A 25929-nucleotide genomic window follows, 5' to 3' on the forward strand; every position below is an offset into this window, starting at 1 on the left:
CCCCAGCCGCGATTACCAACCTCAGGCAAACCCCAGCAAGACGAAACCCCCGAACCCGTAGGTTCGAGGGTTTCCGATGTCCTGAGACATCACAGTGTGCCCCCTGTAGGATTCGAACCTACGCACCCGGCTCCGGAGAGGGTTGCACTTTGGATGCCTACATTGCGTTCTACCAGGCAAGAGCAGTGACCAATCACGACGTTCAGTGATCGTGGCCCATAGATGGCCCACGTCAAGCGTGAAAGCAGCCTAGAGATAGGCATGTACGCGGTTGAGCTGAGTACGCTGGGCGGCAAGCTTGAGGGCTATGGTAGATCCGGTCGGGCGATCTGATCATTCGAACTGCGTATCCTCTCGAGGATAGATGCATGTCGTCCCGTTGGCCCCACCTCTTGATTGCTGGACGCTTACCTCACCCATGTCAGCATGATCTACTGGTAGATCATGGCTAGTACCTGCAAGATGGCAGTCGCGGCAGAAATGATCTCGACCCAGTCCATCAGTCTAGTGCTCCCGATGACCGAACCTTTGCCCACGCGGGGCATCGACCAGTTGCCCAGCCGTTGTGTCCGGCGAAGCCCTGATACCCCTTCAGGATGCCACCGCTCCTGTAACGCGCTTCCCTCCATTCGGCGTTTCGGTCCCAACGCCCGCCGAGGTGTGCCGGTCCACTGCTGCTGAGGTGGCTGCGTTCCGTTGCACATGAGTTCCGTCCTGTTGGTTGATCCTGGTTTGTCCTCTTATCACGATCGCTCTTGCAGGAGCGCAAGGCCATGGGGCTGAGCACTATCCCTTCGGGGGATGGGTTGCTTTGTCGACTCACTTGCGCACGATCTCGAAGCCAGTAGATTGTGGATCCAGCAAGGGAGGCACGATGATGCTGACGCCCACCCAAGGTTCGCCTCTGCCGGCGGCCGACACAGCAAACGCATTCGCGCTACTCGTGCCTGAAGAAGTTTGGCTTCTTCCTCAGACTCGCAAAGCCTTAGTTGATCGCGACCTGACAAGTCTCTATCGATTGGCTCGTCGATATGGGTATAGCCAAACGCGTATAGCCCAGGCGGTTGGGAAAAGTCAACCGCAAGTCTCGGAAATAATGAACGCGAAGGTTCCCCACCATGCAAGCAATGTTGATGTGATCCATCGCCACGCTAACGCCTTCAGGATGCCGCTTCATGCGCGCATGCTCCTTCTTGGTATTACGGCAAGCCAGATTGAACAGGAAGCAGTCCGCATTGATAGGAGAGACGAGTTGAAGCGACGCGAGCTTCTGCGAGCTGCCTTCGCATTGTCGGCAACCGGGGCCGCGAACTGGGAAGACTTCAGTCAAAGCATGATCGCAAGAATGTCTGACCGAGATTACCTTAAGTGGTTTGCGTGGGAACTGCACCTGCGTCGAGCAATGGTCGCAAACCCTGCTTCTCTGCCAAATGATCTCGCGGAATGGGCGGTCGCTGAAGCGGCGATGCCCGTGCCAGGCTTTGTGTGTCATGATGTTCATGGGGGTTTGAAGCTGGTTGATGATGGCCTAAAGGACGTTTTGATAGCCCAGACTCTTTCGGCTGACATCGTTTTGGGAATATCCAAAAGATTCACAATGGTGCAAACAAGTCATGTCACTGACAGGATTCTCGAACGATTCGTGGCCTCCGATGATCAATATGAAACAACTTTGCGGCGTTGGATGGCAGAGTCTCCTGATGCGACTTTGCGAGTCAACAGCGCTGGCGTCCTGGCCAAGATTCAAAATTCAGAGGGAAGCGAAGCTGCGCTTAACCAGTTGGGCAAAGACGTGGCGATGCGAGAGAAATATCTAACGGCCGTGGCGCACCGAGTGTTGGGGTTGAATTGGAGCCTGGCTGAAAAACGTGTCCAGTCGCTAGAATCACCCGCAGTGTGGCAGAATCTTCCATCCGTAATGCTCAATAAATTCATCGGGGCGCTGTCGGAAGAACTCGCATCTTCAACAGATGGTGGTGCGCGTTGGTGCTCAACCGTACTCCTGTCTTCATTCCGCTCGGAATATCCGTCCCTGGTTAGCGAAGCGCTCTGTAATGCACTTGCGACTGAAACGTCAACGGAGATTCTGCGGGTCGCAGGACGTTCTTTGGCCGGCAAGAAAGTAGCCGAGTAACACCACAAGGAGGAAAGAAAATGATCAAACTCAAGGTGCTTCCCGGACAAGAGGTCCTTGCGGCGCTCACAGCGCAGCTCGCAGAAAGGAATATCAGGGAAGCTGCAATCGTCTCGTTGATCGGGGCAGCGGATGAATTCTGCATCAGTAACATGGCCAAGGCGGACGCCATGAAGGATATCCTCACGGAGTACACGGAGCCGTGTGAACTCTCCGGAACCGGTGCTGTGAGCGACGGCAAAGTACACATTCACGTTGTGCTAGGTCGAGAAGATAACTCGACTCTCTCCGGACATCTGCACTGGGCAAACGTCAAGTCCTATTTCGTCGAAGCGTATGTCATGCCGCTGGACTAAGGCGGACGTTCACTTACTCATCTTAGCGCGACTGCGAACGCAACTTCTAGTAACCTCCCAATCGCCGGGACATAATCCCTGCTTGGGTGCGTCGAGCACAACTCGCGAAACAATCAGAAGGAGGTCCCAAAATGCGGACCAATGCATCAACAAACCACGAGGATGAATTCAGCTCTCCTGTCATGCTGCGCGTCTCGGACGCTGACCGTCAGGTGATGCATGAAGAGGCAAAGAGCCGGATGGCGATGCTTCCGTCTTCGGCTCTTCCCAGGACAAAGCATGTAGAGGAGTATTTCAGTGAGGCTGAGCTCTCAGAGAAGGGCATGCCACGCAGGATCCGACGAGCTCTGTCGCGGTTAAGAAACGGCCATCTCGATGCACTCGCAATCACGGGTCTTCCTTTCGACCCGGCAAGTCACCTAGCGACTGCTACTTCCATGGGAGCTCTGCCTCCTCTAGGTTGTTTCTGGCTTGGAATGATATCTCGTCATCTCGGGCATGAATTCGGTTATGAAACCGAGAAGCAAGGAGCGCTGGTGCATAATGTCGTTCCTGCCCGCATGCACGCGGCCACTCAGTCAAATGCATCTTCGACGGTGACCCTCTCTCTCCATACTGAAATAGCGTTCCATTCCATCAGACCAGACTTCGTGGCACTGTACTGTGTCCGTAGTCCTGTGCCTGCCCCCGCCACCCGGGTAGCCCTCATAGACGAGATCATTCAGGGGTGCCCTTCATGGGTGATCGAGATTCTCTCGCAAGATCGATTCTCTATCAGCCCGCCCGACAGTTTTCTTATCTCCGGAGTTCCAGACAGGCGGGTTACGCTAACTCCGTTGCTTGGCAGCGCCGGCCGCCGAACGATTCGCTGGCACAGCTCAGTGCGAGGGCTCGACCCTGAGGCGGAGGCTGCCGCAGTGAAGTTCCGTGAAGTTGCATCATCGCTCGCGTATCCGGTGGCTCTGACTCCTGGAACGCTCCTAGTCTTCGCCAATGATCGCTGCCTCCATGGCCGAGATACTTTTCAGGCCTCATATAACCAAGCCGATCGATGGCTTCTTCGGACGTATATCCTTCGGGACATCATGCGTATAAGCCTGGGAGGGCTAGCAGTCGGAGGATCGCCAACTCCACCGATCATTAGTGCGAGGTCGGCATGACTAGCACCGCATACCTCAACTTAGACGATTACGAGGCCGCGAGCCGCCGACATCTGCCTGAGCCGATATGGACCTATCTATCAGGCGGAGCCGGGCGGGAAAGGACTATTTCTGCGAACCGTGAGGCGTTTAGCCGATGGTGCCTCCTCCCAGCGCCTCTAGATTCGCAAGCTGCAGACCCAATCGTAGCAACAGCGATTCTTGGGCAAAGCCTAGATTTTCCCGTTATCCTTGCGCCAACGAGTCCGCAGCGGCTCTTTCACCCGGACGCCGAACTTGCATCCGCGGCTGGGGCCCGCGAATCTGGCACTATCAGTATAGTAAGCACGGATAGCCAATATCCGTTACGCGATATTGGACCTGAGGGTGATTTCTGGTTCCAGCTTTATTGTTACGGCACACGAGATACAACGAAAAAACTGTTGCACAGGGCAGAGAGCGCTGGGGCGACAGCCATAGTAGTCACAGTGGACAACAGCTTCGAGGCCCGTAGGATTTCCCTGCAGAGATCAGAGTTCGGCTGCCCGGATGACGTGGAGTTTGGTATCTTACGCGAGATCGGGTATTCCGACGGCTCGGTGCCCGTGAACGCGAGATTACCGCGCCGTGTGGTGAACTGGGATGAATTAGCGTTTATACAAAGCGTAACAAGCTTGCCGATGATAGTTAAAGGTATTGCTAGACCTTCCGACGCGCGCCGCCTTGTTGACCGTGGGGTTGCTGCACTCATAGTTTCCAATCATGGCGGTCGGCAACTGGATGATTCCGTAGCAACACTAGATGCGCTGGTCGGCGTCGTTTCCGCAGTCAATTCTGCAGTCCCGGTGCTTATGGATGGGGGCGTGCGCTCAGGATTAGACGTCATAAAGGCTATGGCTCTGGGTGCGACCGCCGTTTGTATCGGCCGCCCCTATGTATGGGGCTTGAGCCTTTCGGGCGTCGGAGGCGTTCAGGGCGTACTTGGGCTCATGAAAGCTGAGCTTGTCGATGGCATGCGCCAGCTAGGCAAAGCTTCAATCCTAGATCTCGGCGAGGATCTTGTTCGCCATACCGGCTAAACAAAGATTGGTGTCGGTTGCTTCTGTTTCGAGTCGGTGGTTGCCTTCGATCGTGGAGTCGGTGCGGCCATGCACTGGTTCGAAGAGGGCCATGAGGCCGGGGTCGGTACCAGTAGTCCCGTTCCACCCCCACGTGCGCGGGTCAGAGGCGACGGGGTAGCTCATGGCGGACCTCCAAGGCGAACGACGGGACACGCATGGCAGCCGGACCAGCGTATCTCCGCGCTGACCTGACATTGAGATCTCATGCCGAGACCGATATGAGGTCCCTGCGGGTCGTCAAGAAGTACGCGAGTGGAGACTCCAGAAGGTCAGATGCATAGCAAGGTAGTGCAGCGACCGAAGCCTATTCGCTGTCACTAGCGGCCGAGTCGTCGAAGGTCAGTTCCACACGATCACCACGCAGGACCTTTCGATGCTTGCGGGGCCCCGGCACGATTTCGAAGACCGGCACGCCCTCGGGCATGCCGCCGAATTCACGCCGTTCCCCGGGCGTGGCCAAGTCTCGCCGTTCGTCTGGGGTCGGCATACGAGCAATCACTCGGGCCCCATTGGGCATGTGATACGGCTCTCGGGACGGCTCAGTGGCCACCATCGACCCCCGCTTGCGGACCGTGGTGATTCGTCCCTCGGCCCGTAGATGCGCAAGCGCATCGCGCACCGTGTCCCGGCCCACCTCGTACATCTGCGCCAACTGGGACTCCGAGGGCAACCACGCTCCTGGCTGGTAGCGGCCGGCGGTGATGTCGTCGCGGATCGCGTTGGCGACCTGGCGATACACCGGCACCCCGGAGCTGTAGTCGATCACAACACACAAGTGTCACCCGGCCATGTTGCCATGAGCCTTGTGGCCATGAGGCCCTAGAGTTAACTGGGCGAACGTCAGTCAGTCGGGATTTTTGGCTGGTGTCCATGTCCAACGCAACGCCGGAAGATCAACCACACATGACTTCCATACTCGGTATCCCGCCTGAAGACCTGCACGGCGCGTTCAGACGCTTCTACGTCTGGCGCGACCAACTCGGCGTTTGGCGGGCGAGGCCGCTGCCCAAGCTGACCGCTGACGAGGTCGCCTATGGCGTCAAGCAGGAGCTTGAGGCCGACACGCAGCTAGAACTCGCCTTCGCGTGCGCGTGGCAGCGCTGCCGCCGCAACGTCTTCCACTACCTACAGGAGTGCGCCGTTGAGCCGACGAGCGGCCATACCACCTCCTGACCCGCGTACGCCACGCTGGGAGCCGTATCTGCGTCGGCCCAGAGACCACCTTCGGATCACCGAGACCTCGTGCTGCGGCGTGCTGGAGTGGGCGAGCCAGGGCGGGCAGTTCCTCGTGCTGCGCGCCGGTTCGTCCGGACGCTATGAGGAGATCGGCAGGGGCCGCTACAACCATGCGCGTGCGGTCTGGATGGCGCTCATGGTGGCGTTCGAGAACGAGCATCGATGTGAAGACCCGGACGATGCCGCCATCGAAGGTAGGTGGGACGAGGTGCAAGAGCGCCAGGAGCGGGCCGGCTGACCTGGTTCGGATCTCCCGCCGTGGGCCGGCCATGCTGAGGAGCCACCTGGAGGGCCTCGGAGTTCTCAAAGGCAACAGGGCACTTGGGCTGGCCTGGCGTCCTGCCGAGTCCCTCGGCTCTATCGGGGGAAGACATCAGAAGAGGCGCGGAGCCGTGATGCATCGCAGGTCTTAGCCTGTCCGCCCTACCCTAGAGACGATGTGCCTCGGCGAGGGAGCGCGATGAGCAAGGCGACGGATGGTCCCACCTACGTACGGATAGCCGAGGACATCCGCCGCCGCATGCGTGACGGGGATCCGCCCGCCGGCGGCATGCTGCCCTCCGAGGCTGACCTTGCTCGTACGTACGGCGTGGCGAGAGGAACCGTTCGTCAAGCCGTCGCCGAGCTGGAGCGTGCGGGACTAGTGGCCAGCGAGGCAGGCCGTGGACGGCGAGTGGTCGGGGAGGGACCGCCAGGCGCCGGCCGTGCGGCCTCGACGCAGTACGAAACGATCGCCGAGGCGCTACGCAAGCGCATCGAGAGCGGCGAGCTTGCGCCCGGCCAGCAACTACCGGGTGAGGTAGCGGCCGCGGAAGAGTACGGCGTCTCGAAGGGAACCGTCCGGCAGGCGTTCCAACTGCTTGCCTCTGAACAGATGATCGCCTCCGTCCATGGCAAAGGGTGGTTCGTCGGCGGGCCCGGTCACGCGCGTACGCGTGCTGACGACGTTGCCGCCGCCCTCCGCCAGGACATAGCCGGCGGGAAGTTCGCCGTAGGGGCTGTGCTTCCCGGAGAGAATGCACTGGCCCAAGAGCAAGGCGTTGGTCGTATCACCGTCAGACGAGCGTTCGCGCTGCTAGAAGCGGAAGGGATAGTCGAGAAGCGCGCCGGAAGAGGCCGCGTGGTCAAGACGCAACCAAAGGGCTCCTAGTGACAGTGTTCCAGCCAGCCGCAGTCCCCTTCACCTCTCGAGAAGCGCACGAGACCCTCCAGGAGGCTTGCAGGGTCGCCGGCCTCGTGAGCGAGGACGCACGGCTGCTCCGCCTCGGCGAGAACGCCTTGTACGCTCTGCCTGCCGAACACGTCGTCGTGCGTATCGCCAGGAGCTTGGACGTGCTTGACGACGCTCGCAAAGAGGTGGCGGTGTCGGCCTGGCTCTATGAGGCGGGACTGTCGGCGGCGCGGACGACCAGCCACAGTCAGCCTCTCATCATCAGGGACAGGCCCGTGACCTTCTGGCACTTCATCGACAACGGTGGAGGTCCTGCGACTTTGACCGACCTAGCAGAGATGCTGCGGGTCCTCCATCAAATGCCGGTACCGGAAGGTCTGGCACTGCCGAGGATCGACATCCTTGGACGCGTCTCGGAGCGCATCTCTTCGGCCGATGTCCTCTCAGATGAACAACGTCAGTTCCTGCTAGCGAAGTATCGGCAGCTACGTACGGCTTATGAGGCCCTGGAATTTCCTCTTGCCGCCTGTGCGGTGCACGGGGACGCTCATTCGGACAACCTCATCAAGGCCACCGACGGCACCATAGTGCTGATCGACTTCGAGCGCTTCGCGTTCGGTCCTCCCGAGACCGACCTTGCCGTCACAGCCATCGAACACGCCCTGGGCTGGGGAACTCGTGCTGAATATGACCAGTTCGCGGAGCGCTACGGCTTTGACGTTCTGGAGTGGGAGGGTTATCCCGTACTCAGGGACATTAACGAGCTGAAAATGACGACATGGCTCATGCAGAATGTCAACGAGAACGAGGCTATCGCGCGGGAATTCCGCAATCGTCTCTCCTGTCTCCAGGACCCTGATAAGCCTCGTCGCTGGCGGGCCTTTTAGCGAGCAAGCAACGGATATTTTTCGGCGGTAAGATCATTGAACGCCTGGACGGAAATTTCGCAATCGAAGCCCACGAGATCGGCCTTGAGGTCTCGGATGTACCGCAGATAGCGCTCCGACTTGAGAGGCCCCGCGAGGTGGATAGCTTCGAGCGCGACCAAAGCAGCCTTCGCCGGTTGCCCCATATGCACATAGCTCGCTGCTTGCACCAGGCGGTCAAAGGCCAGGGTCCGTACGTACATCGGGTCGCACAGATCGACTGCTTGGCCGACGAACTGCATCGCCTGTGACGGGATCCTGAGGTCGCGATAACAGTGCGCACCTTCGCTCGCCAGTTCCGCGGCGTCGAAGTAGCGGGACCACGGCGGATCGTCTTCGGCCCTGCGCTTGCTGAAGTACTGCTCGGCCTGGAGCAAGGCGCGTGCGCACTGGGCCTCATCGCCGTTGCCTGCGTGGGCCCGCGCCTCCATGGCGTAGAACAGGGCCATCGGCGTAGCGGTGGATACGTCCTTGCAGCCCTCCTGAGCAGCGCGGGCAAGCTGGATCGCCTGGTTGTACCGGCCGAGGTAGTTGGCCTGATGGCTCATGTCGGCCAACAGCAGGCCGCCCATCATGCGGTCGCCTGACGCCTGCGCGAGGCGAAGGCCCTGGAGGAAGTACCGCTGTGCGAGCCCATGCCGTCCCAAGTCGTAGGCCGTCCAAGCGACCAGCTCGGTGATTTCGGCAGCAGCTGCATACAGCGACCTCCCTACTGCCTCTGTGAATTTGCCATCCAGCATCGGGACAACTTCGCGGTTGTAGTACTGGATAAGCGCAGAGCGTGCGTGCCCGCCGCCGAATTGGAAGCCCATGTTGGCGAAGATCTCAGTGGTTATCCGGACAGTGTGCACATCCCACACGCCCACAGATGGTCGCGCATTTTCCCTGGAGTGAAGTGGCTCTGGCCGTGACAGGAGCCATGCGATCAGGGACTCTCCCCAAGCGTCCGGTACGACCACGGAATCAAGCGCAACGGGATCGTCGGCGAGGTCTCTGCGGGTAAGGCCCAGCAGCAGGCTTCCGACCTCCGTTATCCCGCCGCCGTGCGCAAGAGTGGCCTCAAGTGTCTCCGGGGTGACGACGTCGCCGAACCCGATGTCGTCCAAGGAGAAGGTCGCGCCGGCCTTCTGGGAGAGGGCCTCGGCGATGAACCTCGCGGTCGTCGGCCGAGGCTTCACGCCATCAAGCCAGCGCTTGACGTCCACATGTGTGCAACTCAGGCTTATGCCGTCTTTCTGGCCAATTTGTCGCACTCGTGAGGCTAGTCCGGAATTCGAGCAGTCCGCGCGCCGCATGGCCTGTGCAAGCGCCACATTGGGTATCCGCGACACGTTCACCTCCGCATATCCGAGCCTGGGCAATCATGGCGCGGACACGGCTTGCGCGGCTCGAAATCAACAAATTCGGCATGGGTGTTTCTCCTGGTCGAGGGCCGGATCACCCCTAAAAAGCGCCCCCTGTGCATTCAGTCCCGGGGGTGATCACAGTGTTGCCGGAGCGCGTGACGAGGAACTCTTGAGTCAGCAGGAACGAGCGAGGCGAGACCCGCAGGAACCCAAGACAGTCGGTGCCTAGGGCTTGACTCTCAGTGACTGTACATGTTCTATGTCTCTTAGAACCTGCTCGCAGGTTCTCGAACCGAGAGGGCTCAACATGCTTGTCCGTCCGCGAAAGGTGCTCCCCACCGTCCTCATGATCTGCGCCGCCCTCTACGCCCTGAAGGACCCCGAGGGCGCGGCAACCATCGTCAAGACGGCGGCGCACCTGGTCATGAGCGCGTCCGAGTCGTTCGCGCGGTTCGTCCAGACCATCAGCAACTAACCGCAGGAAGAGAGATCCACCAGTGGCACACAACAGCAACCGCCCGATGCACCCGGCGCGCATGTCGCTCGCCGAAGTGGAAGCGACCTGGCGCGTAGACGGCGAAACGCCGCTTCCCGAATGCACCTACGACCCCGAGCTGCACACCGGCCCTCGGCTCACGATCGAGAACACCGAGGAGCGCGCTGCCCGCGAGTCCGTCGCTCGTGAGATCTGCGGCACCTGCCCGGCCCTGCTGCTCTGCGAGCTCTACACGCTGCAGACCCGGCCGGCCTCGGGCATCTGGGCGGGCCGGACGCCCGCCGAGGTCGCCGATCAGGCCCCCGAGCTGGAAGACCTGGAGGTGGCCTGATGGCAAGCCGCATCCGCGCCCGCTTCTGGGACCCGACCGGAGACCGGTACAGCATCCCTACCTACCCGTGGAAGATGGCCCCGCCGCATCTGCTCACCCTGCGCCAGCTCACCGCCGAAGGGCTGCGTCCTGGCGGTCAGGGAGTTCAGGCCCAAGTGCTGTGGTGCTCCCGCCGCTACGGCGCACCCGGCGTCCGCGCCGCCTACCTGTACGACGTGCGGTTCGCGCTGCCCAAGCGCACCGCGACCCTCGGCCAGCGCATCGCCCTTGCGAAGGCGAACGCCGCACGCCGTACCTGCCCGGAGTGCCTGACGGATGTCGGGTACGTGCTGCCGCGCCACCTCGGCATCTGCCTTGACTGCGCGGAGGAGGTAGCCGCATGAACGCCTGCCAGACCGTGTCCCGCCCCCTCACCGAGGGGGAGCGGACAGCCGTAGCCGTCACAGCCGCCGTTACCGGCGCGCTCGGCCTGCTCGGCTTCATCAACAGCTTCGAGCGTGTCGCGCACGCTGCCGGCCCCTCGTTCGGCTGGTTCGCCTGGACGGTCCCGCTCGGCATTGACCTGGGCATAGCCGTGTTCTCGGCACTCGATATCGTGCTGGCCCGTCTCGGCATGCGGGTGAGCTGGCTCCGGTTCATCCCGTGGGCACTGACCGGCGCGACGGTCTACCTCAACGTGGCCACCTACCTCAGCGCCCCCGGACCTACCGACTGGTTCGCGGTCGTCGCCCACGCGCTACTCCCACTGCTGTGGGTCATCGCGATCGAGGTGGGTGCCCATATCATCCGCAAGCGCGCCGACCTGGCCAAGCCCGACCACATGGACGGAATCCGGCGCTCACGCTGGCTACTGGCCCCGATGGCAACCGTCGCGCTCTGGCGCCGCATGGTGCTCTGGGAGGTCTGCAGCTACCCCGAGGCCCTCGGCCGCGAGCGTGAGCGCATCCTGGCCAAGACGGAGCTGCAGGACAGGTACGGCCTGCTCTGGCGCTGGAAGGCCACTCGCCGCGAGCGAGCCCTGTACCACCTCGGCGAACTCACGCCCAAGAACATCCCGGTGAAGGCGGAGGCCGTTCGTATCGATCAGGCGAACGTCCCGCCGGCCTTGCCGCCCGCGCCGCGCAAGCGCCCCACCTCCAACCGCACCCCTACCAAGAAGTCCCTGCCGCCGACGCCGAACGTGGGTGACCTCGTCCCCCTCGGACGACGAGTCGCCGCTGACCTCAAGGCACAAGGCGAACCCCTGACCCGTGACCGACTTCGAGACGCCATCCGCAGCCAAGGGCAAAGCATCTCGACCGACCGAGCCGGAGCGCTCCTGTCGCGCCTGAAGACCGAGGGTCCCAGAAACCAGACTCCGGTACGCGAGGACGAGGCTGCCTGATGAGCCTGAGCATGACTGACACGCACATGACCTCGGACAACTGCCCGAACGTGGCCGAACTCCGCGATGGACGCTGGAGCATCACCGGGTACCCCGGACGGACCTTCGACCGCAACCAGGCCATCACCGCCATGTTGCTGGCCGAACTACTGACCAGGCGCCCGTTCCCGCAGGACCGCACCGAACTGCTCGCCGCCTGTTGGCGGGCCGAACTCGGCATCACCGAAGCGGACGGACCGCACACCCCGACCGCCGCCGAAGAGCCCACAGACCGACCGGACGAGCAGCGGTCCGACCGCGCATCGTCCTTGACCAGCACATGGGGCGCGGCCTCATCCGCCAAGACAACGACCGCGCCCCAGGACCCCGAGACCAGCAAGTCAAACGAGGTGCACACATCATGACCCACCAGCAGGACAATCCCAACCACGAGGACGACAAGGACCCGGACCTGTCCGCCGTCCCGGACCAGGGGAACGGCAAGGACGCGGACATCGTTCACCTGGACGCCGCCCGCGCGGGACGTCAGCCGTCGAGTCCCGCCGACCGGTCCGAGCAGGACAGCGAGGACAGCCCCGCGAGTGCGGACGGACCGGTCCTGGAAGGCGCGGTCGTCCGCGTCGACCAACCCGGTCCGACCGCTGCGGACTGGCGGACCGCCTTGGAGGCCAAGGCGCGCAGCCGACAGCCGATCGTCCCGCTGTGGCTGCGCTCCCGCACCGAGGCGGTCGAGACCGTCAAGTGGATCGGCCTCCACTACCTGCACGTGGCCGGATACCAGGTCTGCCGCGTTCCGCTGTACGGCGGACGGCTGACCGCACGCGCCCCGCGAGGGTTCGTACGTCTGGTGGGCAGCGTCGTCAAATGGACCTTCGACCTGGAGGGCGAGCCGGTACGCCTGGCCGCCGTCCAGAAGGCCGACCCCGAGGCGTACCTGAAGCTCAGCAGGCAGCGTGATTCCCGCGTACGGCTACGCGCTTTCGTCTCCGTCTCCGCCCTCGTCACGCTGCTGATCGCGGGCGTCATCGTGGCCGATCAGACAGACCCCGTGCAGTGGATGGCGCTCGCGGTCGCCATCGCCACCCTCGGCGTGCTCGGCAAGCCCGCCGACCGTCCACTGATCAACCGCGCGGTCGTAGCGTCCACGGTGGAGAAGCTCACCAGCGACATCGTCGTACGCTCCCTGACCGTGCTCGGCATCGCCGGCATCAACCAGGCCATCGCCAAAAACCCCAAGGACGCCATCCGGTTCGTCGCCCCGATCACCCGCGACGGCCCTGGATGGCGGGCCGACATCGACCTGCCGTACGGCGTGACCGTGGCAGACGTGATGGACAAGCGCGACCGCATGGCCTCGGCGCTACGCCGCCCGCTGGGCTGCATCTGGCCCGAGGGCGACTCGACGATCCATGAGGGGCGGCTGATTCTGTGGGTGGGGGATAAGGACCTGTCCAAGACAGTCATCAAGTCCCCGCTGCTCAAGGCCAGCCTGCACGACGTCTTCAAGGGCATCCCGTTCGGCTGTGACCCGCGAGGCCGCGCCATCGTCGTCCCACTCGTCGAGCAGAACATCCTGATCGGCTCACAGCCCGGCCAGGGCAAGACCGCCTCGGTACGGGTGCTGGCCTCCGGCGCGGCCCTCGACCCCAGCGCCGAACTCTGGGTCCACGAACTCAAAGGCACCGGCGACCTCGACCCGCACGAGCAGAACTGCCACCGCTACGTCTCCGGCATCGAGGACGAGGCCATCAGCTACGCCGCTGACTCTCTGGCGCTGCTTCGCAAGGAGGTGATGCGTCGCGCCGCCGCCCTCAAGGCCCTGCCGCCCGACCTGTGCCCGGACAAGAAGGTCACCCGGCAGATCGCCGACAAACGCTCACTGGGCCTGCATCCGCTGGTCGCCATCTTCGACGAGTGCCAGAACTTGTTCGCCCACGCCGAGTTCGGCGACAAGGCGGGTGACGACGCCGAGTTCATCATCAAGCTCGGCCGCGCCCTCGGCGTGATCCTCGTACTGGCCACCCAGCGCCCGGACAAGGACAGCCTGCCCACCGGCATCAGCGCGAACGTCACTATCCGGTTCTGCCTGCGAGTCGCCGGCCAGCTCGAAAACGACATGATCCTCGGCACTTCCGCCTACAAGAACGGCATCCGCGCCACCGTCTTCCAACCCACGATTGACGCCGGTATCGGCTACCTGCTCGGCGCAACCCCGATGCCCAAGGTGGTGCGCACCGCCTACCTGGACACGCCCGCCACACAGCGCATCGCCGACCGCGCCCACGCGCTACGCGCCAGCACAGGATTGCTGAGCGGGCACGCCCTCGGCGAGACGCCCGAGCAGCACGCGCCCACCTTCGACCTACTCGCCGACATCCTCGCCGTGCTCCCGCCGTCCGAGGCGAAGGTGTGGAACGAGGCAATCGTGGATCGCCTCGCCGAACTGCGGCCCGACATCTACGGAGCCTGGGCGCGGCTGGAGGGCGGCGCGAAGACCGCCCAGCTCACGAGCGCGCTCAAGCCGTACGGCATCAAGACCATGCAGGTGTGGGGCACGCCCGAGAGCGGCGGCAAGGGCGCGAACCGCATCGGCATCACCCGCGACGACATCGTCACCGAAGTCACCCAGCGTGACAGAGGCAAGGCGTCGTAACCCAGCCGATCGCCTCTAGACCTAGAGGCAGACCCCTCTAGGTCTAGAGGTCCGCCTAGAGCCCAAAACGGCACTCGACCTGCTATCTAGCGCCTAGGCCCCGACCTGCGGAAACCCTGGAAACGGCCCTGGAGGCCCACATGGCCACCCTCATCGCCCTTCTAGTCCTCTGCCTACTGTTCGTCACTTTCAGTTACATCGGATTCTGCCTCGCCTCGCCCTGGGGCACCTGCCTGCGATGCCGCCCCGGTGGCAAGAACCGCACCTGCCGCGCCTGCGACGGCACCGGCATGCGGCCCCGCCTCGGCTGGCAGCTGTACGTCTACGCCCGCCGCCTGTACCGCGACGGCACCCACTAACCCAGTTACACGGAAGGACCCGCCATGTCCGGCGAGACCACCATCACGATCATCGGCAACCTGACCAACGACCCCGAACTGCGCTTCACCCAGACCGGTACGGCCGTCGCCACCTTCACCATCGCCTCCAGCCCGCGCACCTACAACAAGCAGCTTGAGCAGTGGGAGGACGGCGAGGCGCTGTTCATGCGCTGCTCGGCCTGGCGCGACCTCGGCGAGCACATCTGCGAGTCCCTCACCCGAGGCACCCGCGTCATCGCCTCCGGACAGCTCCGCATGCGCACCTACGACACCGACGAGGGCGAACACCGCACCGTCTTCGAGATGACCGTGGACGAGATCGGCCCGTCCCTGCGCTTCGCCACCGCCAAGCCCGCCAGAGCAGCCCGCAAGGCCCCTACCAGCCACAACAGCAGCCCGCCCGACGCATGGGCCACCACCGCCCCGACAGGCGATAAGCCGCCGTTCTAGCCACGCCGACGCATCGCCGGGATACGGCCTCGGCGACCAGCCGCCAAGCACAACCGCCGAGGCCACCCACCCCGATCACGAGGAAAGGCACTGCCAGCATGCCACCGACCAGCACCCGTTCCCACCGCCACACCCGAACGATCACGCCGCGCCCGCACCGGGAGGACCTCAACCACCTCGGCCGAGGTCGGCTCACGGTCAACGCGCGCACCGCCACCCCATTGGACGCTCTTCTCCACGCCCCTGCCGAGGGCTACCGCCTGCGGTTCCTTGCGGTCAAGGAGGCGTCCAATGGGGTGGCTTGATCTGACCCGCGCCGCCCTCCAGGCCGCCGCCCGTGGCTGGTACGTCTTCCCGCTCACCCCGCGCGGCAAGAAGCCGTTGCGCGGCTTCACCGACTGGGAACGGCACGCCACCACCGACACCGACCGCATCGCCGCCTTCTGGCCGCGCCAGCCGTACAACATCGGCATCGCCTGCGGCCCGTCCCGCCTGGTCGTGATCGACCTCGACCAGCCTAAGCCCGGCGAGCACCCGCCCGCCGGCCTCGCCCAACAGCACCCGCAGAACGGGGAACACGTCTTCCGCCTGCTGTGCGCCGAACACGCCCAGCCCTACCCCGACGACACCTTCACCGTCCGCACCCGGCGCGGCGGCACGCACCTCTACTTCACCCCGGCTGACGGCGTACGGCTGCGCAACAGCGCAGGCCACAACGGCGGACTCGGCTGGCTGATCGACACCCGCGCCTGCGGCGGCTACATCGTCGGCCCCGGCAGCCACGTCACCCAACCGGACGGCACCGGCCCTTACAAGATCACCCGCGACCCGCCACCCGCACCGCTCCCGGCCTGGCTCGCCAAGGTACTCGCACCCGCCGCACCGCCTTCGACGAGCGCCGCCGATCTGCTGACCAGCCTGCCCGATCACCGGCTCACCAAGTACGGCGAGGCCGCACTACGCGGTGAGGTCGAACGCGTTGCCACCGCCCGGCGCGGCACCCGCAACCGCGCGCTCAACACCGCCGCCTTCAACCTCGGCCAACTCGTTACACGCGGCGTGCTGCCCGCCGAGATGGTCACCACCGCTCTCCAGTTCGCCGCCGAGACCGCGAACGCCGAAGGCGACCCGAACCCCTCACGCGAGATCGCCGCCGTCATCGCCTCGGCTTGTCCGCAGGCATGAACGCCCAGCCACGCCGTAGCAGGGCCGCATGAACACCAGCCAAGGAGCACCAGCCATGAACGACCACACACCGAACGGCGCCGCTCTGCTCGACCGACTCCGCGCCGCGCTCACCCGCTACGTCATCCTGCCAAGCCCCGAGACCGCCGACGCCGTCACGCTCTGGATCGCCGCCACCCACGCCCAGCCCGCATGGGCCCACGCACCCCGCCTGGTCATCCGAGGCCCGGAGAAACGCTGCGGCAAGTCCCGGCTCCTGGACGTGGTGGAGGCCACCTGCCACGAGCCGTTCATCACCGTCAACTCCTCCAGCGCCGCCGTCTACCGCTCCATCACCGAAGACCCACCCACCATGCTCGTGGACGAAGCCGACACCATCTTCGGCCCCAAAGCCGACGGCAACGAAGACCTCCGCGGCCTGCTCAACGCCGGACACCAGCGCAACCGCCCGGCCAAGCGCTACGACGCCGCCACCAACCGCGTCGAAAGCATCCCGACCTTCGCCATGGCCGCACTCGCCGGCATCGGAGCCATGCCCGACACCATCGAAGACCGCGCCGTCGTCATCCGCATGCGCCGCCGCGCCCCCGGCGAGAACGCCGCCCCCTACCGCCACCGCCGCGACCGACCCGCACTACGCGACCTGGCCGCCGACTTGAACCTGTGGCTCCGCGCTGACCTGTCCATCTTGGAAGCGGCAGAACCCAGCATGCCGGTAGAAGACCGCGCCGCCGACACCTGGGAACCCCTCGTCATCGTCGCCGACCACGCGGGCGAGGGCTGGCCGGATCGAGCCCGCGCCGCCACGTTGACGCTCACCGCCGAGGCTGACGACAACGGCCAGACCTCGGCCCGCGTGCGCCTGCTCGTTGCCTGCCGCACCGCGTTCGGCCCCGACACCGCCCTACCCACCGCCCTCCTGCTGGAGCGCCTCAAAAGCGACCCGGAGAGTGAATGGGCCGACCACGGCCCGGCCGGACTGACCGCGATGAAGCTCGGCACGATGCTGCGCGAATACGACATCCGCTCGGCCAACATCCGCTTCCCCAACGGTCAGCAGGCCAAGGGCTACCAGCGGGCCGACTTCGCCGACTCTTGGGCGCGCTACTGCCCCGCCCTTGGACCCATCCCAGAGGCCGATGTCGTGCCGATCGACAGGGAGGCCCGTCCCAGCCGTCCCAGCCTCGTCACCGCAGGTCAGAGCGGGACGGCTCCCATCGCTGGGACGGCATGACCCGTCCCACTCAATCAAGCCGTCCCAGGCTTGACCTGCGGAAATGACCCTGGGACGGCTGGGACGGCTCACCCCCGTCCGATGACCCGCGAACACCCTCGGCGACCAGCCGCCAAGCACAACCGCCGAGGCATCACCCAGCACCGATCACGATGCCCGAAAGGCACGCACCACATGACAACGCGTCCCAAGACCCTGCTCACCATCGCCGAGGTCCTCGACGAGATCGACGTCCCGAAATCCACCTTCTATCGCTGGCTGCACACCGGCCGTGGCCCGAGGTCCCTGAAGTTCCCCAACGGCAAGCGCAAGGTCCGCCGCTGCGACCTGGACGCCTGGCTCACCACCTTCGAGCAGACCGCAGCCTAGGAGGACACCACATGGAAACCCTCGACGTAGTCATCTGGACCATCCGACAGCGCAAGGGCCGTGCCAAGCCGTACGAACTCCGCTGGAAGGTCGGCACGGAGCCCAAGTCCAAGTCGTTTCTGACCAAGGCGCTCGCCGACCACTTCCGTGCTGACCTGCTCAAGGCCGCGAAGAAGGGCGAACCCTTCGACATGGTTACCGGCCTGCCCGCTTCCATGACGAAGACCGAAGAAAAGGCCATCCTGAGCTGGTTCGACTTCTGCCGCAAGTACGTACACATGCGCTGGAAGGGCGCCGCCGCCAAGACCCGGGAAAGCATCGTAGACAGCCTCACGGTCGCCACGTTCGCGCTTCTGACGGCCGAAGCTTCCGATCTTTCTAAGAAAGAAATCAGAGCAGCCATGCAATGGGCCCTCATACCGCGCCAGGACGACGAGGCAGCCCCTCCTGGTCTCGACTACGCCGTGCGCCTGATCCGCAAGGGCACCATCAACGTTAGCGATCTGGCAGACCCGATAGTGGCGCGCAACGTCTGCGAGGAACTCATGCTCACGCGCGACGGCAAGCGGGCGGCGGCAGACACCACAGCTCGCCGACGCCGTGGTCTCAACACCGCCCTCGCATACGCAGTCGACCTCGGCGAACTGACTGAGAACCCGCTCAAGCGCGTCAAACAAAAGAGGGTGGCCAGGGATAACAGCGTCGATCGGCGGTGTGTGGTCAACCCCGCTCAAGCTCGCGAGCTGCTCGTCAGCCTCTCCTACGTCGGTAGCTGGCGTCGCGGACGAGGCCGCCGCCTTGTGGCGTTCTTCGCCACCCTCTACTTCGCCGGCCTTCGCCCGGCTGAGGCGACCGGCCTTCGGAAAACCGACTGCGTCCTGCCGGAGGAAGGATGGGGACTGCTCACCATCGAAGTCACCCGCCCAAGCAGCGGCAAGCAGTGGACTGACAACGGGACCGTTCACGACCAGCGCGGGCTCAAGCAGCGAGAGGAACGCGAGATTCGTCCCGTGCCGATCCCGCCGGAACTGATTCGCATACTGCGAGCACACCTTGAGGAGTTCGGCACGGCCCCGGATGGACGCCTGTTCCGCAACGAGCGCGGCGGAGTCCTCGGCGCATCTACCTACTCGCGAGCGTGGGAAGAGGCCCGCCGCTTCGCCCTGACCCCGCAGCAGGTCGCCTCATTCCTTGCTGGAAAGCCCTACGACCTGCGCCACGCTGCCTTGTCCACGTGGCTCAACGCGGGCGTCGATGCGACGGTGGTAGCAGAGCGTGCGGGCAACAGCGTGGAGGTCCTCCTCAAGCGGTACGCCAAGTGCCTCGATGGACGCGACAGCCAGATCAATCGTCGCATCGAAGTCGCCCTAGAAACGTGATCGACTTTCGCTAAGCGCAACGACTCATAAGTTGCAGCGACGAGGGTTGATGTGAGGCTCGCCTGGGGCCGCTTCCGCACAACTAGGCCGACATCAGCGAATACGCCGCACAGCAAGCATATGCCCTTTGTCATCAGGGTAGTGTCTACTGGGGCATGGTGAGGGTTGCATCATTTGGGGTGGTGGCGTGAGAGGAACAAGCCCGTACTCCACCGGCGGCGGTGGCACTGTACTGGAGCATCGTTATGGGGCGTTGCTCCTGAGTTGCCTTTTGACAGCAGATCCCCTCACTGAGCTGGGTGACGATGTCACGCCGTGCGAAATCTCCTTTCAAGCTAGCGCCTTTAGCCCCGTGGATGATTTAGTGGCATGTGGATACTCTCCAGATGGAAACAAGCGTTGGGTGTCGATAGGTGTTCGACGTGACCCATCACTTGTGCCCAGTGATAGGCCGTCGGTTGATCTGATTGGTTCTTATCTCCGTGTAATAAGCGAGTACGCGGATGAGGTGAACTCTGGCCGGTGGCGCCTCGCCTTAGCTGTGGCGAGCCCCAACGTGCACGTGCAGCAACTCCGCGAGCTAGCAAACATTGCGCGAGATACCCTTAGTGAGCACGCATTTCGTGCCCAGGTGGCCCTTCCTGGGCGAACGACTCAGAGTGTCCGTGATCGATTGATCAGCTTCGATAAAGTCGTTTCCGCAGCTGCAAGAAACATAGACATCGATACGGCGATAACATCCGCGGCCGAGTTGACGTGGCATTTGCTTAGATCGCTTTATGTTCGCGAGCTCCGGTTGGAGGGCAATGACACAACCGACCGAACGCATGCCGTCAGTCAGTTACGCAGAATCACTTCGGACTTCACAGTGGAGGCTGCTAATAATTTATTCAGCCGTCTCGCCGAACTTGCTGGCAGATATGCGCCATCAGCTGCGACGAAGAGCAAGGATGCGCTACTCCGCGATTTGGTAGGAGTGCCTCTTGCTGACCCCCGCGAAGCGGCCGAGGATGATACATCTATCACATCTGTGACTATAAGCGAGGCCGGGTCCGAAAGGCTCGTTATGGGGGCTGGCCCGGCGGTACGCTCAGATTATATCACCCAGGTCCAGCGAATTGCTCCGCCACAGATGCTTGGCCGCGAGGAGGAATTCTCCTATTTGGAGAAATTCTGCACTGCTCCGGACTCTCAACCATATCTATGGTGGCGAGCAGGTGCCTGGGCTGGTAAATCTGCTCTACTCTCTTCCTTCGTACTAAATCCTCCAGACGGCGTCCGAGTGGTGTCCTTCTTTATCACCGCTCGCCTTGCCGGACAAAGCGACAGAGTCGCATTCACTGAGGTGGTCCTCGAACAAGCGTTGGAGCTCATCGGTGAGCCGATGCCTCCGTTACTTACTGTTGCCACTCGTGATGCACATCTGCTGGGCGCGCTAACTCGCGCAGCTATCACCTGCCGCCAACGTGGTGAGCGACTGGTTCTAGTCGTTGACGGACTGGATGAGGACGAAGGACTGACCACAGGTCCTCATGTGCACAGCATTGCGTCCATGCTGCCCTTGTCCCCACCAGCCGACATGCGGGTGATCGTCGCCAGTAGACCGGCCCCGCCTATTCCAACGGATGTCCCTGACGGTCATCCACTTCGCGACCCAGCCATCGTCCGACCTCTAAGTGTTTCCCCCCATGCCACGGTGGTCCGTCAGGGGGCGGAGGACGAGCTAAAACGACTCCTTCGCGGTACCGCAGCCGAACAGGACCTCCTAGGCTTGTTGGCAGCTGCTGGTGGCGGTCTCAGCGCGGTGGACCTAGAGGAACTGACGGGCCTGCCGATCTGGGAGATCGAAGACTCTCTTCGAGCAGTATCCGGCCGAACGTTCACGTCCCGCGCGGGGAACTGGAGGCCGGAGGATATTGTTTACCTGCTTGGCCATGAAGAACTCCAGCAGCAGGCAGTTAATTTTCTGGGTGGCAGACGGCTAGGGGTATACCGAGACCGGTTGCATGGCTGGGCTGAAAGATATCGTCTGCAGCGTTGGCCCATCGATGCTCCAGAATACCTACTGCGCGGTTACTACAAGCTCCTGGAGTCCACAGGCGACGTCGCACGCATGGTCATGTACGCAACAGACATAAATCGTCATGATCGAATGCTCGATATCATCGGCGGTGACGGTGCTGCAATTGCTGAGGTTGCCCTGGCTCAGGAGGCGATTGCAAGTAAAGCTGAACCTGACCTGCTCGCTATGAGCCGACTTGCCGTTCATCGCATCAGGATTACCGAGCGTAATGATAATATACCGAGCAATCTCCCCGCCGTGTGGGCGATACTTGGCCGACCCAGTCGCGCCGAAGCCTTGGCCCGTTCGATAACCGATCCTGCGCGTCAGGTGCGGGCACTTTTGGCTGTAGCGCGGGAAGTGGCCGCGAACGCTGACGATCGCCGCGCCAGAATCGTGATCGTCCAAGCTGAACGCGTCATACCCACCATCTCTGAACCATATCAACAGGCACATGCATACGCGGCGGCCGCATGTGTGGTTGCTGAAGTCGCCGATCGATGGCAAGCCAGGAAACTTATCCGCCAGGCTCGGAAATTGGCTCGCCAGTTAAGCAATCCGGCTGAACAGGCTATTGTGATTGGCGCCGTTGCGCGAGCCACGGCTATTACTGGAGATTGGCGACGAGCCAAACGTATGGCTCTCTCGATTCAGGCTTGGTCCGAACGTGCACAGGCCCTGTCTGCTGTCGCTACGGAGGTCGGCAAATCCGGATACCTGAAATATGCACGGGACATGGCCTCTTCTATTTCTAGTCGGCCCTGGCGGGCTCAGGCATTCGCTGCGATCTCACGAGCAGCTAGCGACTGCGGCGATCGACACGAAGCCGCAGATCTTGCTAGAAAGGCTGAAATGATTGCGCGTTCGATCCAGAATGCACCAGTTCGGGCATGGACGCTTGTCTCCGTTGCACACGCTATGGTCGATGCTGGAGAGCGAGAGAAGGGGATGAAGGTCCTCGACCAGGTCGAAGATCTTTCTCCCTCGATCACGAAACCGAGTGATCGAGAGGCGACCTTGGTTGCTACTGCGCGCGTACGCTCGGCGTCGGGAGACCCAGGCAGTGCAGAGATGATCGCTCGTAACATCGCGAGTCGGCAGCGGCAGGCGGCGGCGCTTGCAGGTGTGGCCTCCGGTTTGGCTGCGCATGGCGATCGACGCCGGGCAGAAGAACTTGCGTCCGAGGCCGAGGTGCTTGCCCGTACCATCGCGGGTCCGTCTAGCAAGGGAAAGGCGCTTGCCACCCTTGCGCAAGCTATGGCGGCAGTGGGCGATACGGTTCAAGCAGAAGCGATTGCCAGGTTCATTCCTGAATCCACGCAGCGAGAGCGCGCACTGACTGTAGTAACTCAAGCAGTTGCGGTGGCCGGCGACCTCGACCGGGCGGAGGGGATCGCCATGTCGATGGCTAATTTACCTCAGCAGGCTAAGGCTCTTGTGCTTATTGTGGAAGTAGCGATCGCGTCCGGCGACTTTGAGCGGGCGAAAAGGTTGGCGGCATCAATCCCTGACCCCACGCAGCATAGGAAAATATTAACTTCGCTTGCGCGTACCGAGAATCGCCCCAAAAAGCGCGATGGGGATGAGGGACTTGAACGCCCTATCGTCGATGGTGCCTCTACGCCGCAGGTGGCCATTCAACATGTTCACGCGGCATTGGCCGCAACTGGCGTTGATAGCGCAGCTCTAGTCGCCCGAGAGATCAAAAATCCCTATCACCAGGCCCTAGGGTTGACTGCTGTAGCCGAAGGAGCCACGAGGGCCGGAAACCTGACACAGGTTGAGAATATTATTGGTCTGATAGATAGTCCACAGCTCAGAGCGAGAGCTATCTCTGATGTTTCTCAAGAGGCGGTCCGAGTGGGAGATATACACATCAGGCGAGAGCTCCTTAGGTCAGCTATATCTCTGGCGGATGCGATGCCTACGCCCTCTCAGCGATGCGGTGTCGTTAAGGAGATTGCCTGTCAACTTTCCAGAGCGGGTCTCGCAGATCGAGCCGAAGGTCTTGCTCGCTCCATCGACGACCCCAGCCTTCAAGACCAGGCACTTGCCGCCGTAGCGGCTGCGGTCGCTGAGGTGGGCAGGCTTGATGAAGCGCAGAGGCTAGCTCTCTCAATACAGGACACGACTACGCAGGCGAAGGCGATTGTTGGTGTCCTCAAGCATGGCGTGAATAATGGCGATCTAGACGTGGCAGAAGGGCTGGCTCGTTTGATCACGCTTTCCCGGTTTCAGGCCCAGGCGCTAAGTACTGTCGCACAAGCGTTTGTTAGGGCAGGCGACCGGAAGCGTGCTGAGGAAGTTGCGTTGTCGATTACCGAACCCGCAATGCGAGCACAGGCGCTTACGACCATGTCCATCAATCTCCCACCGGATGAAGCTCGCTCAATCCTGGCACGGGCACTCGCCGTGGGGCATTGGCAAATATGTTTGCCCGCACTTGTACGCATAGAGCCACAAGCTGCTCGTGCTATAGCCGAGGATCTACTCCATGCAACAGATCTAAGCGGTGCAACGGCTCAGCCTAGTTAGGATTTCCTAACTAGGCTGAGCCGTTGTTTACGTCGCCCGTCGTCGCCGAAGTTTATAGGCAATATCAAAGCTCGCGTGGCGATCAGGCAGCCCCTGATCTCCCTGGGATACGCGCTGTAGCCGGCGCCCTTTGAGTTAATGGCTATGAGACATCTCGGCTTGCGATAGCTCTCGCCCTCGTTTTCACCACGCTGTGGATTGGGACGATGGCCGCAAGGCTCTCAAGCGATTGCCTGACCAGAGAGCGTGGGTTGAGGGTGCTTGTGTACCTCATTGGACTGCTGAGGCCATCAAGCCGACGTCGCCATCCGCTGACGGTACGAGCCCACGAGCGAGAGGAGCAGGAGAGCGCCAGTCCTGGATCCAACCGGCATGAGCCTGAAGAGCCATCCACCGGTGCAGGGCACCGCGCCTACCCACCATGAGGCTAAACTGCGCGAGCGTGTCCGGTCACCATCCAGTACGTCACAGACGATCGCTCGCGACCTTGGCCCACGACTGGCCCACAGTCAGCGAGCGTCAACGAGAACGGGCGGGACTCCGTGAGACTGAAGGCCCGCCCGTACCTGCGATGTTTGCCCTGGTCAGCGGCTGGAACCGCTGATCAAGGTCGAGTGCCCCCTGTAGGATTCGAACCTACGCACCCGGCTCCGGAGGCCGGTGCTCTATCCCCTGAGCTAAGGGGGCGCGCCGAGTGAAAGGCTATCAGTATCCCGGCACTGCTCGGCACCAGATAAAGGTCCTTGAACACTTCCCGCGAAACCCGGCGTGACGGGGCCGCTACAGGTTAGCTTTGCGCCCGTGGGCGAGGTTCTTGGGAAAGTACTGGTCGTGGATGACGATGAGGTCATCCGGCAGCTCATCGCGGTCAACCTAAACCTGGAGGGGTTCGAGGTGTCTACCGCCACGGATGGGCAGGATTGTCTGGATCGGGTGCTCGACGTGATGCCGGATGTCATCACGCTCGATGTGATGATGCCGTTTCTGGACGGGTGGACGACGGCGCATCGGTTGCGTACCGAGGAGGCCACCAGTCACATCAAGGTCGTGCTCATCACGGCCAGGGCTCAGGATGATGACCGGACCCGAGGGTTGGGGATCGGGGTGGACGCGTACCTGACCAAGCCGTTCGATCCGGCTGAGTTGATTGAGGTCGTGCGGGATCTGGCCATGAGGGGTAGTCAGGGGCGTAGCTGATCCCTGGTTGTCGGTCTTGGCGGTCAGGTATCGGCTGTCCGTGGCTGGGGCCTGGTGGGGTGGCGCGTGCCGGGGTTGAGGGCACGCGTTCTTGGTGGATTGTTCGTACGCTGGCCGCATCGCCTCCTCTCCGCGAAAGGCTGGACAACGTGCGTAGCTCCATCTTCAACAACCTCGACTCCCAGCAGCTCCCCCCGGGCTTCGCCCTGGAGAACCACAAGATGTTGCGGGTCCAGCTTCCGCATGAGGTGCTGGCCAAGCAGGGGTCCATGGTGGCTTTCCAGGGGCAGATGGACTTCGACTACGAGGGGTCGGGCGGGCTCGGGAAGTTGTTCAAGAAGGCCATGACGGGGGAGGGCGCCTCGCTCATGCGGGTGCGGGGCGACGGGCTGCTGTATCTGGCGGACAACGCCGATGACATTCATCTGTTCTTTCTTGAGAACGAAGGGCTCACGGTCAACGGGCGTAACCTGCTGGCGTTCCAGCCGCAGCTCGGCTGGGACATCAAGCGGGTTCAGGGGGCCGGCGTGGCGGCCGGGGGGCTGTTCAACACGACGGTTACCGGGACCGGGTGGGTGGCGGTGACGACGCATGGCACTCCGGTGCTGCTCGACGCCGCGCGGATGCCGACGTTCGCCGATGGGCAGTCGGCCGTGTGCTGGAGTACGGGGCTTGAGGTCGGGATCAACCGGACGATGAAGGTGGGGGCGTTGATCGGGCGGGGGAGTGGGGAGGCTATGCAACTGGCGTTCAGGGGGCAGGGGTTTGTGTTGGTGCAGGCCAGTGAAGGGGCTCCTGTCCCAACTCCCTCCGCTTAAAGCGCTTGAGGGTGCTCAGGGCCATCC

The 25929-nt window shown here is 62.8% G+C and carries 25 protein-coding genes and 1 tRNA gene; 23 read left to right on the top strand and 3 right to left on the bottom strand.

Annotation, left to right across the window (positions count from 1 at the left end; all coding sequences use genetic code 11):
• Window positions 1-874 precede the first annotated feature (874 nt).
• The 4 genes from AB0C27_RS50880 to AB0C27_RS50895 all read left to right on the top strand — a co-directional run bounded on the left by AB0C27_RS50880 (window position 875) and on the right by AB0C27_RS50895 (window position 4708).
• On the top strand, window positions 875-2134 hold the full coding sequence (locus tag AB0C27_RS50880; RefSeq protein ID WP_357861645.1) for a hypothetical protein: 1260 nt from the start codon (window positions 875-877) through the stop codon (window positions 2132-2134).
• Between the two features lie 20 nt (window positions 2135-2154).
• Window positions 2155-2490, top strand: a complete 336-nt coding sequence (locus tag AB0C27_RS50885) for a PPC domain-containing DNA-binding protein (protein WP_357861647.1) — start codon at window positions 2155-2157, stop codon at window positions 2488-2490.
• A 560-nt stretch (window positions 2491-3050) separates the two neighbouring features.
• The gene (locus AB0C27_RS50890; RefSeq protein WP_357861834.1) at window positions 3051-3650 is read left to right on the top strand and encodes a TauD/TfdA family dioxygenase; all 600 of its coding nucleotides are present in this window, start codon (window positions 3051-3053) and stop codon (window positions 3648-3650) included.
• Window positions 3647-4708: an alpha-hydroxy acid oxidase gene (locus AB0C27_RS50895; RefSeq protein ID WP_357861649.1), complete on the top strand. Its 1062-nt coding sequence runs from the start codon at window positions 3647-3649 to the stop codon at window positions 4706-4708. Before AB0C27_RS50890 ends, AB0C27_RS50895 begins: the two co-directional genes overlap by 4 nt.
• A 346-nt stretch (window positions 4709-5054) precedes the next feature.
• On the opposite strand, the gene AB0C27_RS50900 is transcribed toward AB0C27_RS50895, so the two are convergent.
• Window positions 5055-5516 carry a winged helix-turn-helix domain-containing protein gene (locus AB0C27_RS50900; RefSeq protein WP_357861651.1) on the bottom strand — a complete coding sequence of 154 codons (462 nt, stop codon included), beginning with the start codon at window positions 5514-5516 and terminating at the stop codon, window positions 5055-5057.
• A gap of 137 nt (window positions 5517-5653) precedes the next feature.
• Here AB0C27_RS50900 and AB0C27_RS50905 point away from each other — a divergent pair, with 137 nt between their 5' ends.
• From AB0C27_RS50905 to AB0C27_RS50920, 4 genes are all read left to right on the top strand, one after another.
• Window positions 5654-5923 carry a hypothetical protein gene (locus AB0C27_RS50905; RefSeq protein ID WP_357861653.1) on the top strand — a complete coding sequence of 90 codons (270 nt, stop codon included), beginning with the start codon at window positions 5654-5656 and terminating at the stop codon, window positions 5921-5923.
• Between the two features lie 79 nt (window positions 5924-6002).
• Window positions 6003-6224 carry a hypothetical protein gene (locus AB0C27_RS50910; protein WP_357861655.1) on the top strand — a complete coding sequence of 74 codons (222 nt, stop codon included), beginning with the start codon at window positions 6003-6005 and terminating at the stop codon, window positions 6222-6224.
• A gap of 222 nt (window positions 6225-6446) precedes the next feature.
• The gene (locus tag AB0C27_RS50915) at window positions 6447-7136 is read left to right on the top strand and encodes a GntR family transcriptional regulator (protein WP_357861657.1); all 690 of its coding nucleotides are present in this window, start codon (window positions 6447-6449) and stop codon (window positions 7134-7136) included.
• On the top strand, window positions 7136-8044 hold the full coding sequence (locus tag AB0C27_RS50920; protein WP_357861659.1) for an aminoglycoside phosphotransferase family protein: 909 nt from the start codon (window positions 7136-7138) through the stop codon (window positions 8042-8044). Before AB0C27_RS50915 ends, AB0C27_RS50920 begins: the two co-directional genes overlap by 1 nt.
• Here the strand turns inward: AB0C27_RS50920 and AB0C27_RS50925 are convergent.
• Window positions 8041-9288: a hypothetical protein gene (locus AB0C27_RS50925; RefSeq protein WP_357861661.1), complete on the bottom strand. Its 1248-nt coding sequence runs from the start codon at window positions 9286-9288 to the stop codon at window positions 8041-8043. The genes AB0C27_RS50920 and AB0C27_RS50925 overlap by 4 nt on opposite strands.
• Window positions 9289-9736: 448 nt before the next feature.
• On the opposite strand from AB0C27_RS50925, the gene AB0C27_RS50930 reads away from it, so the two are divergent.
• The 13 genes from AB0C27_RS50930 to AB0C27_RS50990 all read left to right on the top strand — a co-directional run bounded on the left by AB0C27_RS50930 (window position 9737) and on the right by AB0C27_RS50990 (window position 23887).
• A complete protein-coding gene (locus AB0C27_RS50930; protein WP_357861662.1) occupies window positions 9737-9904 on the top strand; it encodes a hypothetical protein in 168 nt (55 codons plus the stop codon).
• 22 nt (window positions 9905-9926) lie between these two features.
• On the top strand, window positions 9927-10256 hold the full coding sequence (locus tag AB0C27_RS50935; RefSeq protein WP_357861664.1) for a WhiB family transcriptional regulator: 330 nt from the start codon (window positions 9927-9929) through the stop codon (window positions 10254-10256).
• Window positions 10256-10639, top strand: a complete 384-nt coding sequence (locus AB0C27_RS50940; RefSeq protein ID WP_357861666.1) for an RRQRL motif-containing zinc-binding protein — start codon at window positions 10256-10258, stop codon at window positions 10637-10639. Before AB0C27_RS50935 ends, AB0C27_RS50940 begins: the two co-directional genes overlap by 1 nt.
• Window positions 10636-11640 carry a DUF2637 domain-containing protein gene (locus AB0C27_RS50945; protein ID WP_357861668.1) on the top strand — a complete coding sequence of 335 codons (1005 nt, stop codon included), beginning with the start codon at window positions 10636-10638 and terminating at the stop codon, window positions 11638-11640. The genes AB0C27_RS50940 and AB0C27_RS50945 overlap by 4 nt, the downstream gene beginning before the upstream one ends.
• Before the next feature lie 11 nt (window positions 11641-11651).
• A complete protein-coding gene (locus AB0C27_RS50950; RefSeq protein WP_357861670.1) occupies window positions 11652-12044 on the top strand; it encodes a hypothetical protein in 393 nt (130 codons plus the stop codon).
• A complete protein-coding gene (locus AB0C27_RS50955; protein WP_357861672.1) occupies window positions 12041-14293 on the top strand; it encodes a cell division protein FtsK in 2253 nt (750 codons plus the stop codon). Before AB0C27_RS50950 ends, AB0C27_RS50955 begins: the two co-directional genes overlap by 4 nt.
• A 140-nt stretch (window positions 14294-14433) precedes the next feature.
• Window positions 14434-14652 (top strand): hypothetical protein, encoded by a 219-nt coding sequence (locus AB0C27_RS50960; RefSeq protein WP_357861674.1) that lies wholly within the window; start codon window positions 14434-14436, stop codon window positions 14650-14652.
• A 24-nt stretch (window positions 14653-14676) separates the two neighbouring features.
• Window positions 14677-15123: a single-stranded DNA-binding protein gene (locus AB0C27_RS50965; protein ID WP_357861676.1), complete on the top strand. Its 447-nt coding sequence runs from the start codon at window positions 14677-14679 to the stop codon at window positions 15121-15123.
• 291 nt (window positions 15124-15414) lie between these two features.
• Window positions 15415-16308: a bifunctional DNA primase/polymerase gene (locus AB0C27_RS50970; RefSeq protein ID WP_357861678.1), complete on the top strand. Its 894-nt coding sequence runs from the start codon at window positions 15415-15417 to the stop codon at window positions 16306-16308.
• A gap of 55 nt (window positions 16309-16363) precedes the next feature.
• The gene (locus AB0C27_RS50975) at window positions 16364-17542 is read left to right on the top strand and encodes a DUF3631 domain-containing protein (protein WP_357861680.1); all 1179 of its coding nucleotides are present in this window, start codon (window positions 16364-16366) and stop codon (window positions 17540-17542) included.
• Between the two features lie 174 nt (window positions 17543-17716).
• The gene (locus AB0C27_RS50980) at window positions 17717-17911 is read left to right on the top strand and encodes a helix-turn-helix domain-containing protein (protein WP_357861682.1); all 195 of its coding nucleotides are present in this window, start codon (window positions 17717-17719) and stop codon (window positions 17909-17911) included.
• A gap of 11 nt (window positions 17912-17922) precedes the next feature.
• Entirely contained in the window at window positions 17923-19290 is a 1368-nt protein-coding gene (locus tag AB0C27_RS50985; protein ID WP_357861683.1) for a site-specific integrase, read from the top strand.
• 1285 nt (window positions 19291-20575) lie between these two features.
• Window positions 20576-23887 (top strand): hypothetical protein, encoded by a 3312-nt coding sequence (locus AB0C27_RS50990; RefSeq protein WP_357861685.1) that lies wholly within the window; start codon window positions 20576-20578, stop codon window positions 23885-23887.
• 615 nt (window positions 23888-24502) lie between these two features.
• Here the strand turns inward: AB0C27_RS50990 and AB0C27_RS50995 are convergent.
• A tRNA-Arg gene (locus AB0C27_RS50995) sits at window positions 24503-24574 on the bottom strand.
• Window positions 24575-24688: 114 nt separating this feature from the next.
• On the opposite strand from AB0C27_RS50995, the gene AB0C27_RS51000 reads away from it, so the two are divergent.
• Together AB0C27_RS51000 and AB0C27_RS51005 are read left to right on the top strand one after the other, a co-directional pair.
• On the top strand, window positions 24689-25084 hold the full coding sequence (locus tag AB0C27_RS51000) for a response regulator (protein WP_357861687.1): 396 nt from the start codon (window positions 24689-24691) through the stop codon (window positions 25082-25084).
• Window positions 25085-25233: 149 nt separating this feature from the next.
• Window positions 25234-25902 carry an AIM24 family protein gene (locus AB0C27_RS51005; protein WP_357861689.1) on the top strand — a complete coding sequence of 223 codons (669 nt, stop codon included), beginning with the start codon at window positions 25234-25236 and terminating at the stop codon, window positions 25900-25902.
• The last annotated feature ends 27 nt before the right edge of the window (window positions 25903-25929 follow it).

The organism is Nonomuraea sp. NPDC048882 (assembly GCF_040649755.1).
GTDB lineage: Bacteria > Actinomycetota > Actinomycetes > Streptosporangiales > Streptosporangiaceae > Nonomuraea > Nonomuraea maheshkhaliensis.